At 38.4% G+C, this 17873-nt stretch carries 11 protein-coding genes; 6 read left to right on the top strand and 5 right to left on the bottom strand.

Translation table 11 applies throughout. The features are described 5' to 3' along the window. Nucleotides 1–479 precede the first annotated feature (479 nt). The 3 genes from ACXVWB_RS00830 to ACXVWB_RS00820 all read left to right on the top strand — a co-directional run bounded on the left by ACXVWB_RS00830 (nt 480) and on the right by ACXVWB_RS00820 (nt 8751). Nucleotides 480–1370 (top strand): OmpA family protein, encoded by an 891-nt coding sequence (locus tag ACXVWB_RS00830; protein WP_289901703.1) that lies wholly within the window; start codon nt 480–482, stop codon nt 1368–1370. A 20-nt stretch (nt 1371–1390) separates the two neighbouring features. Next, nucleotides 1391–5377, top strand: coding sequence for a hypothetical protein (locus ACXVWB_RS00825; protein ID WP_458485186.1), 3987 nt, complete (start codon nt 1391–1393; stop codon nt 5375–5377). 242 nt (nt 5378–5619) lie between these two features. Further along, nucleotides 5620–8751 carry a UDP-N-acetylmuramoyl-tripeptide--D-alanyl-D-alanine ligase gene (locus tag ACXVWB_RS00820; protein ID WP_289901701.1) on the top strand — a complete coding sequence of 1044 codons (3132 nt, stop codon included), beginning with the start codon at nt 5620–5622 and terminating at the stop codon, nt 8749–8751. 274 nt (nt 8752–9025) lie between these two features. On the opposite strand, the gene apbC is transcribed toward ACXVWB_RS00820, so the two are convergent. Further along, entirely contained in the window at nt 9026–10138 is a 1113-nt protein-coding gene (apbC, locus tag ACXVWB_RS00815) for an iron-sulfur cluster carrier protein ApbC (protein WP_289901700.1), read from the bottom strand. Between the two features lie 165 nt (nt 10139–10303). Between apbC and metG the strand changes: the two genes are divergently transcribed. Together metG and tehB are read left to right on the top strand one after the other, a co-directional pair. Continuing rightward, a complete protein-coding gene (gene metG, locus ACXVWB_RS00810) occupies nt 10304–12352 on the top strand; it encodes a methionine--tRNA ligase (protein WP_289901699.1) in 2049 nt (682 codons plus the stop codon). A 103-nt stretch (nt 12353–12455) separates the two neighbouring features. Further along, nucleotides 12456–13316, top strand: a complete 861-nt coding sequence (tehB, locus tag ACXVWB_RS00805; protein WP_289901698.1) for an SAM-dependent methyltransferase TehB — start codon at nt 12456–12458, stop codon at nt 13314–13316. 73 nt (nt 13317–13389) lie between these two features. On the opposite strand, the gene dapD is transcribed toward tehB, so the two are convergent. From dapD to ACXVWB_RS00785, 4 genes are all read right to left on the bottom strand, one after another. After that, complete coding sequence (gene dapD / locus ACXVWB_RS00800) at nt 13390–14217, bottom strand: 2,3,4,5-tetrahydropyridine-2,6-dicarboxylate N-succinyltransferase (RefSeq protein ID WP_289901697.1); 828 nt, start codon at nt 14215–14217, stop codon at nt 13390–13392. 144 nt (nt 14218–14361) lie between these two features. Further along, nucleotides 14362–14826, bottom strand: coding sequence for an outer membrane lipoprotein (locus tag ACXVWB_RS00795; protein WP_049355522.1), 465 nt, complete (start codon nt 14824–14826; stop codon nt 14362–14364). Nucleotides 14827–14848: 22 nt separating this feature from the next. Continuing rightward, entirely contained in the window at nt 14849–15148 is a 300-nt protein-coding gene (locus ACXVWB_RS00790) for a hypothetical protein (RefSeq protein WP_289901696.1), read from the bottom strand. A gap of 4 nt (nt 15149–15152) precedes the next feature. Further along, complete coding sequence (locus ACXVWB_RS00785; protein ID WP_289901695.1) at nt 15153–15722, bottom strand: VOC family protein; 570 nt, start codon at nt 15720–15722, stop codon at nt 15153–15155. Nucleotides 15723–15810: 88 nt separating this feature from the next. Between ACXVWB_RS00785 and argS the strand changes: the two genes are divergently transcribed. Next, nucleotides 15811–17544 carry an arginine--tRNA ligase gene (argS, locus tag ACXVWB_RS00780; protein ID WP_289901694.1) on the top strand — a complete coding sequence of 578 codons (1734 nt, stop codon included), beginning with the start codon at nt 15811–15813 and terminating at the stop codon, nt 17542–17544. Nucleotides 17545–17873 lie beyond the last annotated feature (329 nt).

Here is a 17873-nt window from a genome sequence, read left to right as displayed (position 1 = left end):
GACGTTTTTAAATTATTTCCTTTAATCTTATTGAGTTAAGGGAGCTGATTAGCGATCTTAGCTCAATAATCCATCAAATTTAATTAATCACCTAACTTTCACAGCTCTTCATAATATTATTTGTAAATCTTATGTAAACTTATGTAAATTTATGTAAAGCTATGTAAGGCTTATGTAAAGCCTTGTAATTTCATGTAAATTATACGGTAAAAACGTGTTACTTATTTGTTATATCAACTCATTCTTTATATACTAAATATATCTTTTTCAAAGATGGAGATTATTCTAGATTATTATAAAAACAATCTAAAATAACTCAAAAATTCCTCATATACATATGTGATTTTTTTAGAAAATCATACATGTTATGCAAAATAACATAAATAAACAGATTGATATATCAAGATAAAACACATAAGTTCTGTGATTTTCTCTTTTATCAGATCTTTTTTTCATTCTCTATTAAAGGATTACTATCAATGAAAAAATCTTTATCCATGCTTGCTATTGCTATAGCAGTGTCTGCTTGTACTTCTCGTGGACCTGATGGTGCACTTGAATCATGGAATAATTACAGTAATAAACCAATTAGCACTGAAGGATTAAAAGAAAATCAAGCTTTAGCTGTTTTCTATCGTCCAGCAGAATCTCAAAAGAAGGCTATTAATGTTTATGTAAATGGCGATTATCAAGCTTCTTTACTTGATCATTCATTTACTTCTATTCCTGTTTGTGCAACTAAACAATTATTTACCTCATCTGTAAGTTCTGCGACTAACTTTGGGAATAGAACTGATGGGGCACGCTATACGTTACCTGTTAACGATATTGCTTATATTCGAGTAAATGCTGATACGAATGGTAAAGCCATATTAAGTAAAGTAAGCAAAGAAACGGCAGAACAAGAGATGCAAGGGTTAAAATATGTTTCTAACACCTTATCTCGAGTTGTAACACATAAAGATTGTGAGCCAGTTATTGCAGCGAAAGACTTATCTGCTTCTGCATTATTCAAATTTGATAAATCAGGCTATAACGATCTTTTACCTAAAGCTAAGCAAGAAGTTCACGAATTTGCTGCCCAAATCAAAGCGCTTGATGCGAATCAAATCAATCGCATCGTAATTAGCGGTTATACAGATCCTCAAGGCTCTGCTGCATACAATAAGAAACTTTCTCAGCGTCGAGCTGAATCTGTTGCTCGCTTATTGAGAGAAACAGGTGTCAATGCCAAGATTGAAGCTGTCGGTTATGGCCAAGCTGACTTACTCGTTCCAAATTGTGCTGCTTTACATCCTGCTGGTCAGCAACGTATTACATGTAATCAACCAAACCGTCGTGTTGAAATAGCGGTATACGGTAAAAATTAATTAGTTTATAGGGAAACTTTATGACGACAACAGTCAAGATATTAAATGCTAAAAAAGAAGTGGGCAATTACACCATTTCAAAAGAAAATAAATTAGTTATTCAAGCTCAAGATAAGGTTAATTATCAACTTATTGATGATTCTACCAGTTTAGCTCCACAAAATATCATTACAAAGCGTGAACATAATAATTTAATTATTATGTTGGAAGATGGTGATACCAATCCAGACATCATCATTGAAAATTATTACCGTGATAATGAAGAAGCAACTAACTTAATTATTGGTCAACATGAAGATGGTAATTTGTATGTTTATGTACCAGAATCTGGCTTAAATTCTGAAGCGATCAGTATTCTTGCCGAAGAAGTCGTTGCACCACAAGCATTGGGTGGAAATGCTTTACAAGATCCATTTTGGACATTCAACCCTTGGTGGTTATTAGGTGCTGCTGCCTTAATTGGCGGTATCGCTGCACTTTCTTCCGGCGGAAGTAATGGTGGCAAAGATACCACGCCACCAAGTGCACCTGAAGTTGTTGCTCAACCTGATGGTTCAGTGACCATTACACCTGCACCTGAAGGCGATGTGACTAAAACTACTGTAACTTATACTGATGAAGACGGTAACGAGCATACTGAAATCTTCACTAAAGATCCTGAAACCGGTAAATGGATTGATAGCAATCCAGGCGATAGTATTTCTATTGACCCTGAAACAGGTGTGATTACTATTCCTGAAAAAGGTGTTAAAGATGGTTCTGATGTTGTCGTCACGAATACTGATGACTCTGGCAATGTTGGCCCTGAGACCAAAACTACCGCAAAAGATATCATGCCACCAAGTGCGCCTGAAGTTGTTGCTCAACCTGATGGTTCTGTGACTATCACACCTGCACCTGAAGGTGATGTGGCTAAAACTACCGTAACTTATACCGATGAAGATGGTAACGAGCATACTGAAATCTTCACTAAAGATCCTGAAACCGGTAAATGGATTGATAACAATCCAGGCGATAGTATTTCTATTGACCCTGAAACAGGTGTGATTACTATTCCTGAAAAAGGCGTTAAAGATGGTTCTGATGTGACGGCAAAAAATACTGATGATTCTGGCAACGAAGGTCCAGAAGGTAAAGGTATGGTATATCCAGATGATTCGGATGCCGACGCAGATGCCGATGCTGACGCCGATGCCGATGCTGACGCCGACGCCGACGCTGATGCAGATGCGGACGCTGATGCGGATGCCGATGCAGATGCAGATGCGGATGCCGATGCTGATGCAGACGCTGATGCGGATGCTGACGCAGATGCTGATGCCGATGCTGACGCAGATGCAGATGCTGATGCTGATGCTGACGCAGATGCCGATGCTGACGCTGATGCAGACGCCGACGCTGATGCTGATGCTGATGCTGATGCTGATGCGGATGCCGACGCAGATGCGGATGCTGACGCTGATGCCGACGCTGATGCGGATGCGGATGCTGACGCAGATGCTGATGCCGATGCTGACGCCGACGCTGATGCCGACGCGGATGCAGATGCTGACTCCGACGCTGATGCAGATGCGGATGCCGATGCCGATGCTGATGCGGATGCCGATGCCGATGCTGATGCCGACGCTGATGCCGATGCAGATGCGGATGCCGATGCCGACGCAGATGCTGATGCGGATGCCGATGCGGATGCTGATGCCGACGCTGATGCCGATGCTGATGCCGATGCCGATGCAGATGCCGACGCAGATGCCGACGCTGATGCGGATGCTGATGCGGACGCTGATGCTGATGCGGATGCCGACGCAGATGCGGATGCTGACGCCGATGCAGATGCGGATGCCGATGCCGACGCAGATGCTGATGCGGATGCCGATGCGGATGCTGACGCCGATGCGGATGCTGACGCAGATGCGGATGCTGACGCCGATGCCGACGCTGACGCCGATGCGGATGCTGACGCTGATGCCGATGCGGATGCTGATGCGGATGCCGATGCGGATGCTGACGCGGATGCCGATGCTGACGCAGATGCCGACGCTGACGCTGACGCAGATGCCGATGCGGATGCCGACGCAGATGCTGATGCGGATGCAGATGCCGACGCGGATGCCGACGCTGATGCCGATGCTGATGCGGATGCCGATGCCGATGCTGATGCGGACGCTGATGCGGATGCTGATGCTGATGCGGATGCGGATGCAGATGCTGATGCGGATGCCGACGCTGATGCCGATGCAGATGCTGATGCGGATGCGGATGCCGACGCTGATGCCGATGCTGACGCCGATGCTGACGCGGATGCGGATGCCGATGCAGATGCCGACGCAGATGCTGATGCTGATGCGGATGCAGATGCCGACGCTGATGCGGATGCCGACGCTGATGCTGATGCTGATGCTGATGCAGATGCGGATGCGGATGCTGACGCCGATGCGGACGCTGACGCCGATGCTGACGCTGACGCCGATGCGGACGCTGATGCCGATGCTGATGCAGATGCCGACGCTGACGCCGATGCTGATGCGGATGCCGACGCGGATGTCACTCCACCAAGTGCACCTAAGGTTGTTGCTGAACCAGATGGCTCTGTGACCATCACGCCTGCACCTGAAAAGGATGTGAACAAAACAACCGTAACTTATACGGATGAAGACGGTAACGAACATACTGAAACCTTTACTAAAGATCCGAGCACCAATAAGTGGGTCGATAATAATCCAAATGACAGTGTCTCTATTGACCCTGATACAGGCGTGATTACTATCCCTGAAAAAGCGGTGAAAGACGGTTCTGAAGTTACGGCGAAAAACACTGATAATTCAGATAACACCGGTAAAGAAAGTAAAGATACAGTTAAAGATCTAACGCCACCTGATGCGCCAACAGTTGTAATTAATGATGGTAATGATGGTAAGATTAATAAAGGCGATTTAGATCAATTTGATAAGGCCACAACCACAATTACCATTCCTAGCACAGCTAAAAATGGAGATTCACTGGTTGTGACGATTAACGGTTCTCAGCAAACCTTTATTGTAGATGACAATAATCGTTCTAATGGTATTACAATAACGTTTGATCCTCTTGCAAATGGTCAAAATAATACCGTAGATGCCTATATTCAAAGAGGTAATTTAAAATCAACTATTGCTACAGATAGTTCAATTACTGAGTTAAGTAATCCTGGGTTGAATATTACCGTTACTGATATCGTTGGTGTAAATCTATCTTTAGATTATGGTATCAAAGCTTCAGAATATAACACTCATATTGGTCAAGTAGATTTGTCACAGGATACCTCAGTGGCTCCTCGTTTCAGCTCTGCTGATGATAGTTTAACTGTAACCAAAAATATGGATGGTTCACAAAACTTCATCAATATGGGTGATGGTAATAACGAACTAAATGTAGGTGGTTATATATCAGGAAATACTCAAGTAAACTTTGGTAATGGTAATGATAAAGTTCATATCTCTGGTTATTTAGGCGGCTCAAGCCCGATTAACCTTGGCGCTGGTGACGATGAAATTATCGTTGATGGTAAATTACAAGGCTCTGCACGTATCAATGCAGGTGATGGTGATGATCACATTAGTGTTGGTTCAATGGTAATCTCATCAACTGCGAGAATTGATGGAGACAACGGCCATGATGTACTAACCTTTACTGATAACTTCAAAACACCTACAAATGTTGGTAATTTACATCACATCTGTGGAATAGAAGAAATCGTTCTAGATGGTACAAACCAAACTTTATTAGGCGTAACTTATGAGAATCTGCTATCGAATAGTAAATCTCTATATATTACCGGTGATTCAAATGATACAGTTCACTTAGGTAACCAAAAAGGCAACCTAAATGACTCAATGAACGGAGCTGGCTCATACCAATGGAATGCTACTGGTTCTGTGACAAAAGGTGATCATACGTATACTGAGTATACTTTCAGTGGTGATAACAACTATAAAGTGTATATCGATACCGATATTCAAGTTGTTTAAACATCCATAAAATATCTGCAAGTCTAACATTGCTAGACTTGCAGAAAGTATTAAGAAAAGCAGAGTTTTGTTTATCAAAACCCTGCTTTTTTGCCAATTTTACGTGCTTAAAATGAATATCTTATTTTAAAGTTAAAGCAATTTATTAAAATAAGCTTATAATAACTTCGATTGTCATTTCATCAACTGAAATAGACGTATTTTCATTACCATTATTAATCATTATTTATTGTGATAAAACTATGACTTTATTTTGCTCTGATATTTCAGTGTCATCCACACATGACTTGGCTAAGATCTCCAAAAAATTATGTGAGACACTGCAAAACATATCATCCTCTACTCATAATCATCAATTGTCCAATTATTGGCTATTATCCGCAACAGATGGTATAACGCGCGCTAAAACAACAAGTTTTCAGCTATTATCTTTAGGTGAAACTGATATTACTTTTCATCTAGAAAAGCTAGCTCAAAAATTCAATGCACCATTAAGATGGTTACGTTTAGAGTGGGTAAGCTCTACACAAGAAACAACATGGGAAGCATTACAACAAGAATTAAGAAAATACAAACGTAATTATTTTCGTAAAGGTATTGCTTTTAAAGGAAAAAAATATCCATGGCTATTCTGCTCTGAAATGGAGCTCAATGCACATGCCTGCTTTTATAATGGAGCTGATGTTGGTGTTGCTGAAGTTAATAAAAAGAATTTACAAGCTTATTTAAAAGCTCGGCATGGCAGCAGTGAAATGCCTGAATTTTCAGATAGCATGGAAATCCTAACTTTTTCAACGGATGGTATCTTTATGGATTTGTCCACGAAAGAACTACACCGCCTATCTACAACGCCTCGCCAACACGGTCTACGGGAACTACAACCGTTAGATAAAAATAATTTACAACCAATTATAAAAAATCTCACCACCTATTTGGGTAATCAAGTAAAGGAAAATGGCAGATTCGAATATGGTTATTTTCCTGTATTTGGACGAACTATAAACACATATAATACTTTACGTCATGCAAGCAGTACTTACGCACTAATTGAAGGTTATGAATTTTGTAGAACATATCAAACTGGAAATTTAGCTAAGCTAAAACAGCAAATCGAGGCAACATTAGAATATTTTATTAAATCTTTTATTCGTTATTATCCAAATAACTTAGCTTATGTAATAGAAATTAATAATGAAATTAAGCTTGGTGCCAATGCCGTAGCCATTTTAGCATTAGTAAAATATATTCAAGTTTTTCCTGATAGCCCAAATAACAAGCATTATCTTACTCTAGCTGAAGCCTTAGCAGAAGGAATTGCATTTATGCAACAATCCGATGGTAGTTTCGTACATATTTTAAACGCCACCGATTTATCGATTATAGCCAAAAACAGGGTAATTTATTATGATGGTGAAGCTGCATTTGGTCTGATGCGTCTATATAATCTCACTCAAAATCATCATTGGCTAGATATTGTAATGAATGCTTTCAATTATTTTATTTCAGCAGGACATCATAAGACACATGATCACTGGTTATCTTATTGTTCTAATGAGTTAATTCAACATTGTCCAGCCGAAAAATATTTCCGCTTTGCCGTAGATAATATAAAAGATTACACCCATTTTATTGAAAAACGTATTACGACATTTCCTACCTTGCTCGAATTAAGCATGGCATTTCATAAAATGCTACTTAAACTTGATGAATTTCCACAATTTGCTCATGTACTAGATGGATTTGATGTCGGTCAGTTTTATCATGCGTTGCACACTCGAGCTAATTATCTACTTAATGGGATATTTTTCCCTGAAATAGCAATGTTCTACAAATTACCATCCTCGATCTTATGGGGAGCGTTTATTCGTCACCATGCTTTTCGTGTCCGCATAGACGATGTAGAGCATTATTTATCGGGCTTGGTGGCTTATCATCAACTACTGTCAAATAATAACTATCCAAAATCGGCACAAAAAACAGGTACTGATTTAGTCACTCCTCATTGTAGTTTGACTGCACAAGGTGTTGCAGCAGCTACGTCTGGCAAATGGATAATTCCACCTCCAAATGATTGGCTAGCGACAGGTGTTGCAATACATACATTGGGATTTAAACCTGGCAGCTTATTAGTCGCTCGCGGTAAAAATATGGATAAAGGTTTTTTAACATTACCTTCCGTTAGTTCCCTTATTAGTAAAGGCGCTTGCGGTATTATCACTGACGATTCAACTCACTATCTAGATTTTGGTATTCCCGTATTACAAGTTCAAAATGTTCGTCAAGCTACACTTGATTTAGGCGCTTGGGCTCGCAAACATTTTTCTGGACGTGTTATAGGAATTACTGGTAGTGCAGGTAAAACAACAACAGTAGCAATGATGGCTACCGCATTAAAATCAAGCAAGCAAGTGGGCCATACAATTAAGAGTGCCAATCTCCCGATCGGTATAGCATGGAATATGGCTTCATTGCGTTCAGATCTTGATTATTGGGTGATGGAAATGGCTATCGGTCAAATGACATTAAATTCTCAAATTACTCGCCCTGATATTGCTTTGATCACCAACATTGCACCTGCTCATTTAGAGTATCATGATAATGTTGAAAATATTGCTCTAAAAAAAGCGCGTATTTTTGATGCTATGAAGCCTGGCAGTTATGCAATTATTTGTCGTGATATCAATCAATTTGACCTAATTGCTGAAAAAGCAGCACTGCGAGATTTAAAGGTTATCAGTTACGGGGAGTCAAAAAATGCCGACATGCGTTTACTCTCATATGAGAAAGGTATTGCAACGATATCCATTAATAACGAAAAGCTCTCTCTAAAACTTAAAACTGCTGGTCGCCATATGGCACTCAATGCTGTAGCCGTATTAACCGTAGCTTATCTTGAAAAATTTTCCTTGAAAGAGATTGTAGCGGCATTAGAAGAATTTGAAGCGGTAGATGGTCGAGGTAATATATTTATGAGTGAAATTGAGGGACACAGAGTAACAGTATACAATGAAGCCTATAATGCTAATCCATTATCAATGAAAGCTGCTTTAGAGGCTTTTGCCGATAATATGATAAATTCTGATCTCAAAATTCTCGTAGTAGGTGATATGTTAGAACTTGGTCATAATAGCGAACATTTACACCGCTTAATAATAGAACGGATTGCCTTATTACCGATTAAACGTATCATTTTAGTTGGAAAAGAAATGTGTAAACATGCAAAATGGCTAGAGACACAAGATAAAATTGTTCTTACCGCAAAAGATAAAATTGCTGCTACTGAGCATTTAGCGAAGATCGCTCAAACTGGAGATCATGTCTTCTTAAAAGCCTCTAATGGTGTTGGTTTACATAGTTTATTCAAGAGAATTTGATTAATCTCCCACTAAATGTGCTTAACTAAACAATAACATTAAACGCTGTATCAATATTTGTTATAAAGTAACATCAAAAAATGCGGAGTACAGCTATTCAAGTTAGTACTCCGTTTGTGGGTATCTCTTAAAGAAGAAAAACTAAACGTTTAATCGCTATCCCCTTCTGCTCAACTTCTCATATAGACGTTCAACTATCGCTAATTCCTTCAAAAAGTGCTGTCAAAATTAACTTATTAGAAAAAAGGCTATATACATAGCCTAATTTTTCATTCTATTTCACTTCTCTAAATAAAATTTCGCTTGGGATGACAGAGCCTTGCCAGTAAAGCTCAGTTGATACTTTCTCCGCTAAATCTAAGAAAGATTTCGCAATTTCACTGTCTGGCGCTGCAACTACGGTTGGTTTACCCGCATCCAAATCTTGACGAACTTGGATATTCAACGGTAATTGACCTAATACTTTCACATTGTATTTTTGTGCCATTTTTTCTGCACCACCAGTGCCAAAAATTGCTTCGTGATGGCCACAATTGCTACAAATATGCATAGACATATTTTCCACAATACCTAACACTGGTACAGACACACGTTCAAACATCGATACACCTTTCACTGCATCTAATAAAGCAATATCTTGTGGTGTTGTGACCACTACCGCACCCGTTACAGGAATTTGTTGTGAAAGTGTTAATTGGATATCACCTGTACCCGGTGGCATATCGATCACTAAGTAATCTAAGCTATCCCATAAGGTTTCATTTAAAAGCTGACTTAATGCACTACTTGCCATTGGACCACGCCAAATAGTCGCATTATCTTCATCCATTAAGAAACCGATCGAGTTTGCAGATAAACCATGCGCTTTAATCGGGGTGATATGTTGGTTATCTGGTGAAGTTGGGCGTTGATGTGGAGCGCCTAACATATGCGGAACAGATGGACCATAAATATCCGCATCTAAAACTCCCACACGAGCACCTTGAGCTTGTAAAGCTAAAGCTAGATTCACTGAAACAGATGATTTCCCTACCCCGCCTTTACCAGAGGTAACAGCAATAATATTTTTCACACCTTTTACTGCGGGTTGATTATTCGCACGTTTTAACGTGGCGATTTGATAATTCACCACCCATTTGATTTCTTTGCTATCTGTCACTTTTAATAACGTATCAGAAAGCTGTTGTTTCACTTGCTCCACGCCAGTGTTCCATGCAAAAGGCAATTGTAATTCAATACGTAACACGTCACCGCCTTTTTCTACTTTCTTCAAAGTATTTAAGGCGATTAAGTCTTTTTGCAAACTTGGATGTTGGAATTGTTGAAAAACTTGCAGAACTTGAGATTGTTGTTCCGCCGTTAAATTTTCAGAAAAAGCAGTTGCCATAATATTCCTTTAATAAATAGTGGTAGGTAGTAGAGTAAATTTGTCAGGGATATTCTACCCCTTTTACACCTCAAATGTTAAGCTAAAAGTATAACTAAACTAGAAAAAATCGCACTAATCGGGTAACATACTCGCAATTTTTGCAAAAAGAATAAGAGAAAAATAATGACAACTCAACCTCGTAAAATTTTAGTCACTTGTGCATTACCTTATGCAAATGGCGCCATTCATTTAGGCCATATGTTAGAACATATTCAAGCGGATATTTGGGTACGTTTCCAACGTATGCGTGGCAATAAAATTCATTTTGTCTGTGCTGATGATGCGCACGGTACACCAATTATGCTTAATGCCGATAAATTAGGCATTACACCAGAAGAATTAATTGCAAAAGCAAAAGCTGATCACATACGTGATTTTGCAGGTTTCAATATTAGTTTTGATAACTATCATTCCACTCACAGCGAAGAAAACAAAGAGCTTACCGCAGAAATTTACAATAAACTCAAAGCTAATGGCTTTATTAAGAGTAAAGTTATTTCTCAGTTATTCGATCCTGAAAAAAATATGTTCTTGCCTGATCGTTTTGTGAAAGGCACTTGCCCGAAATGTAAAGCAGAAGATCAATACGGTGATAACTGTGAAGTTTGTGCTTCCACTTATAGCCCAATGGATTTAATTAATCCACGTTCTGCAGTGTCAGGTGCAACACCAATTGTTAAAGAGTCTGAACACTTTTTCTTTGATTTACCTGCTTTTGAAGGCATGTTAAAAGAATGGACTCGCTCTGGTTCACTTCAACCTGAAATTGCAAATAAAATGCAAGAATGGTTTGAAAGTGGCTTACAACAATGGGATATCTCTCGTGATGCACCTTATTTTGGTTTTGAAATCCCAGGAGCTAAAGATAAATTCTTCTATGTTTGGTTGGATGCGCCAATTGGCTACATAGCTTCTTTTAAAAATCTCTGCGATCGTGAAGGCATTGATTTTAATGAATTCTGGGGAGAAAACAGCGATGCAGAACTTTATCACTTTATCGGTAAAGATATCGTGTATTTCCACAGCCTATTCTGGCCGGCAATGTTAGAAGGGAGCGAATACCGCAAACCAACCAATGTGTTTGCTCACGGTTATGTCACCGTAGATGGCGCCAAAATGTCGAAATCACGCGGTACATTTATCCAAGCCAGCACCTATTTAAATCACATTGATCCGGAATGTTTACGTTATTACTACGCAGCAAAATTAAACGATCGTATCGAAGATCTTGATTTTAACTTGGAAGATTTCGTTCAACGTGTCAATACGGATATCGTTAATAAATTAGTCAATTTAGCTTCTCGTAATGCTGGATTTATCGCTAAACGTTTTGAAGGCAGATTAGCAGATAAATTAGAAGACGAAGCACTTTTTGCTGAATTTACTGCACAAACTGAACAAATCGCTGCTTATTATGAAGCTCGTGAATACAACAAAGCGATTCGTGAAATCATGACATTAACCGATAAGGCGAATAAATACATTGATGAAAAAGCACCTTGGGTGATTGCAAAAGAAGAAGGCAAAGAAACTGAATTGCAAGCGGTTTGCTCAATGGGTATCGAGCTTTTCTGTGTATTAATGTCTTACTTAAAACCGGTTCTTCCAAAACTGGCTGAACGTGCAGAAGCGTTCTTACAAACAGAACTAACATGGGATAATATTGCACAACCACTATTAGGTCATCAACTTGCTCCATTTAAAGCGCTTTTCTCTCGTTTAGAGAAAAAACAAATTGATGCTGTTGTAGAAGAAACTAAAGCTCTTTTTGCTGAAGCAAACAAAGCGACAGAAAAAACAGCGGCAAAAGCGACCGCACTTTCAAATGTCGAACCTATTGCTGACACCATTACCATTGACGATTTTGCTAAAATTGATATGCGTGTGGCAAAAGTACTGAAATGCGAAGCAGTACCAGAATCAAACAAACTCTTGCGCTTTGAATTAGATTTAGGTGACCATACTCGCCAAGTGTTCTCTGGCATTAAAGCAGCTTACAACAAACCTGAAGAATTAGAAGGTCGTTTTGTCATTATGGTTGCAAACCTGGCACCTCGCAAAATGAAATTTGGTGTATCGGAAGGGATGATTCTTTCTGCTGGTACTGGCGGAAGTGATTTATTCTTACTTTCAGTTGATAGCGGTGTCACTGCCGGTATGCAAGTAAAATAATTTACTATTTAGGCGACTTCGGTCGCCTTTTTTATTGCCAAATAGAATTAAATACCCTACCATATCAATCAGCTTTTATCACGAAAATTAAAAGGAATTCATTATGACAAACGAACTTATCTGCTATAAACAAATGCCAGTTTGGACAAAAGATAAATTACCTAAAATGTTCCAAGAAAAACACAATACTAAAGTGGGGACTTGGGGCAAGCTTACGGTGTTGAAAGGTAAGCTTAAGTTTTATGAGTTAACCGAAGATGGTGATGTTATTGCTGAACATATTTTCACGCCTGAAAGTGATATTCCATTTGTTGAGCCACAAGCATGGCACCGAGTTGAAGCCCTTTCTGATGACTTAGAATGTACGCTTGGTTTTTACTGTAAAAAAGAAGAGTACTTCAGCAAAAAATACAATATGACCGCAACGCATGGTGATGTGGTTGATGCCGCTAAAATTATCAAACCTTGTAAAGTGCTAGATTTAGGCTGCGGACAAGGTCGTAATTCGCTTTATTTAAGTTTAAAAGGCTATGATGTAACCTCTTGGGATCATAACGAAAACAGCATCGCCTTCTTGAACGAAACTAAAGACAAAGAAAACTTGAATATTAAGACTGCTGTTTATGATATTAACACTGCCAATATTCAAGAAAACTACGACTTCATTTTATCTACCGTGGTATTTATGTTCTTAAATCGTGAGCAAATTCCTGCCATTATTAAGAATATGCAAGAACACACCAACCCAGGTGGTTATAACTTAATTGTAGCCGCGATGTCTACGCCCGAGGTGCCTTGCCCACTCTCCTTCTCATTTACGTTCTCGGAAGGTGAGTTAAAAGAATACTACAAAGATTGGGAATTCTTAGAATATAACGAAAATATGGGCGAATTACACAAAACTGATGAAAACGGCAATCGCATTAAATTAAAATTTGCGACAATGCTAGCAAGAAAAAAATAATTTGCTAATTTAGAAAAGAAAATGACCGCGCTTCGTCAAATAAAGTGCGGTCATTTTTTATAAAATTTTTTTATTACTCTTCAATAGAACGTAATAATTCGTTGATACCTACTTTACCTAAAGTTTTTGCATCAACTTTTTTCACAATCACTGCACAGTATAAGCTGTATTTACCACATTTAGATGGAAGGCTACCTGATACCACTACAGAACCAGCAGGAACGCGGCCATAGAATACTTCACCTGTTTCACGATCGTAGATCTTCGTTGATTGACCAATGAATACGCCCATAGAGATCACACAACCATCTTCCACAATCACACCTTCAACAACTTCAGAACGTGCACCGATAAAACAGTTATCACCGATAATGGTTGGGTTTGCTTGTAATGGCTCTAACACACCACCGATACCTACACCACCAGATAAGTGTACGTTTTTACCAATTTGTGCACATGAACCAACAGTTGCCCATGTATCGACCATGGTACCTTCACCTATGTATGCACCGATATTGACATAAGATGGCATTAATACACAGTTTTTAGAAATGTATGCGCCTTTACGTACTGTTGCAGAAGGTACGACACGGAAACCTTCTTGAGCAAAACGCTCTTCGGTATAGTCAGCAAACTTCAATGCCACTTTGTCATAGTATTTTGTTTCTGCTCCATCAATAATTTGATTATCATTGATACGGAAAGATAATAATACGGCTTTTTTCAACCATTGATGTGTCACCCATTCACCATCAATTTTTTCTGCAACACGGTATTTACCGCTATCTAATCCTTCGATCACTTCTTCGATTACTGCACGAGTTTGTGCATCAACAGTTTTAGGTGTGATTTCTGCACGTTTTTCAAATGCTGCTTCAATAATTTGTTGTAAATTTGACATTTTGCTTCCTATTGTCGATATGAAATAACGGTTTATAGTTTTATCATATTTTTGACTTTCAAGCAAAACAACTACGTTTTCTTTTGATTTCAAATATAAAAAAAGCGAACCTAATGGCTCGCTTTTTTCTAGTTCTTGTTTACGTTAGTTTATAACAGAAACATTTAATGATGAACCACCAACGATTCTTACGCGACGACCCGCTTTAAAGTTAGGATCTGCTTTTTGAACGACTACAATTTCTTCGTTATTATCTTTTCTGATAACAAGTTCTGCGCCATTCACTTGACTCATTTTTTCTTCAGCCTTACTACCGAGCATTGCACCACCAATTGCACCAACCGCTGTTGCAATAGCTTGGCCTGTACCGCCACCAATTGTACTACCCGCAATACCACCTAGTGCGCCGCCACCAACAGTACCAATTACGCCAGGATTATCGGCTTGAATTTTAACTGGACGAACAGAAACAATCGTACCATAGCTAATTGAACGCGCTTCTTTCGCCTGCCCAGCTTCATATACATCACCACTAAAAATATCGGTATTAGCACAGCCAGTTAAACCAATAGACATCATAAGTGCTAACGCCACTGTTATTTTTTTCATAAAACTACCTTCTAAAATTTAATTAAATTGGATTTCTTGGAGACCACGTCGAAATATTTTTTACGCCTTGCCTATCTCCAGAGACTTTCGCACAGACTCCTGTTACTAGAGTTGAATCGTATTTTTGAACGATTACTTCTGTTTCGCCTTCTTGCTTGTATGAACAATCATTCTTTCGAAGGGTTAATTTTATATCATTCCCCTGAGCTTCAGTAAAAATAATTTGTCCTTTATACGTATACTCATCTTTTTTTAATTGAGATGAACATGCAAATAAACCTAAGCTAAATAAAACAATTAATGCTAAGGCAACTTTTTTCATTATATTAACCCTCAAGTATTTTCTTTATCGCATAAGGATGAACCTTTATGCAAACGTAATTTTCTGTTTTATCAACAAAACTTACTGCAATGGATGGATTAGGCAATTGCTCCCCTTCCACTTTAGGCTCACTCACTTTCATGGTTAATTGAGTTATTTCCTTCCATAAAAAAGTATTATAAATCCGATTAACCCAACTCTCCACAGATTCATTAAGTAAAAACGGCATTACAATCTCAATATGTTCCCAAGTTTCTTGGGGATATTGTTTATTTTTAGGGAAAGGTAATTCAATAACATCGACAGGTTGACCAATAAAATTAACTGGTTCATCTAATTCAATCAAATAGATAGGACGATGATTGACGATATTACTGCTTAAAATTTTACCGTACTTTAATAATTCTGTCAGCCAATTTTTTGCTTTTTCTTTACTATTTGCTCTTAAAGCTAAATGATCAATTTGGTAATCGGTTAAATTAATTTTCATTACAGCAGCTAATTGTTGAATTTTTTCCTTAAACGAAGGTAACTCTTGATAAAGTGCGCTCGATTTTTCCATTAAATTTGACATTTTCTACTACTCTTACTTTGAGAAATCTATAAACAACGGTATCATAGCCGATTATTTTCATTATTCAATTTCAAGATTAGGAAAAACCGTGAATATTCAATCTATTTTATCCGATAAAATTAAACAAGCGATGATTGCAGCTGGTGCAGATGAACAATGTGATGCACTTATTCGTCAATCTGGTAAACCGCAATTTGGTGACTATCAAGCAAACGGCATCATGGCTGCTGCTAAAAAACTAGGTTTAAACCCACGTGAATTTGCACAAAAAGTACTTGAGCATTCTAATCTTTCTGATGTTGCCGAAAAAACTGAAATTGCTGGCCCAGGCTTTATCAATATTTTCTTAAATCCAACTTGGTTAGCGAATAATGTTTCTGCCGCATTAAAAGATCAAAATCTTGGTGTAAGTGTAAATGAAAAACAAACCATTGTAATTGATTATTCTTCACCAAATGTTGCGAAAGAAATGCACGTAGGTCACTTACGTTCTACCATTATCGGAGATGCCGTTGTTCGTACCCTTGAATTTTTAGGTCATAACGTTATTCGTGCGAACCACGTAGGCGACTGGGGTACCCAATTTGGTATGCTCATTGCTTATCTTGAAAAAATGGAAAATGAACATGCGAGCGAAATGGAACTTCAAGATCTTGAAGCGTTCTATCGCGAAGCGAAAAAACACTATGATGAAGATGAAGCTTTCGCTGAAAAAGCACGTAACTATGTGGTGAAATTGCAAAGTGGAGATGAATATTGCCGCACGATGTGGAAAAAATTAGTTGATATCACCATGCAACAAAACCAACGCAACTATGATCGCTTAAATGTCACGTTAACCGAAAAAGATGTAATGGGTGAAAGCCTTTACAACCCGATGTTACCTGCTATCGTTGAAGATCTAAAAAAACAAGGTTTAGCCGTTGAAGATGAAGATGCATTAGTAGTTTATCTTGATGAATTCAAGAATAAAGAAGGCGAAGCAATGGGCGTTATCGTTCAGAAGAAAGATGGTGGTTTCCTTTATACCACTACTGACATTGCTGCGGCTAAATATCGTTATGAAACCTTAAAAGCGGATCGAGCATTAGTGTTCTCAGATACTCGTCAAAGCCAACACATGCAACAAGCTTGGTTAATTACGCGTAAAGCAGGTTATGTGCCAGACAGCTTCTCACTTGAACATAAAAACTTTGGCATGATGTTAGGTAAAGATGGTAAACCATTCAAAACTCGTACTGGCGGTACAGTAAAATTAGCGGATTTATTAGATGAAGCGATTGAACGTGCAACTGTATTAATCAACGAGAAAAATACCAATTTATCTGACGATGAAAAAACAGCGGTTATTGAAGCGGTTGGTATTGGCTCGGTGAAATATGCAGATCTTTCTAAAAACCGCACGACTGACTATGTATTCGATTGGAACAATATGCTTAGCTTTGAAGGTAATACTGCGCCTTATATGCAATATGCTTACACGCGTATTCGTTCTATCTTCAATAAAGCAGATGTGAATCCAACCGCACTTGCCGAAGCTAAGATTCAGCTTTCTGATGAAAAAGAACGTGCATTGGCCATCAAATTGCTTCAATTTGAAGAAGCCGTTCAAACAGTGGGCAAAGAAGGTACACCGCATGTGCTCTGTGCTTATTTATATGAATTGGCAGGTGTGTTCTCCTCATTCTATGAACACTGCCCAATCTTAAATGCAAAAGATGAAAACGTAAAATTAAGCCGTTTAAAACTCGCTTCTCTTACAGAGAAAACCTTAAAACAAGGTCTAGAGTTATTAGGCATTAAGACAATTGAAAAAATGTAAAAAAGTCGATACAAAAAGCTAGCTGCACCCGAAAAAGTTGAACTAAATAAATCAACAAATGAGGTGCAGCCCTTATTATAAAGAAACTCTATAACAGAATTTTAATTATGGTCATCTGTCCATTCACAGTTTGTTATTTATATGTAAATAATAAGGATATCGAGTATATGATGAAGTGATTTAATTTTTAAGTAGAGTTAAAAATAATATATTGTTATGAATAGCTAATAGAAACATAATTGATAGAGTTGAGAGTTGTTTAACTCATTATCATCATCAATATATTCAACTAAAATTAAAGGAACTGACTTCGATATCATATCATCAGT

The sequence above is a fragment of the Haemophilus sp. SZY H53 genome, assembly GCF_054332375.1.
The sequence above is the reverse complement of the archived record's forward strand: the minus strand, read 5'-3'. Positions and strand labels throughout refer to the sequence as shown.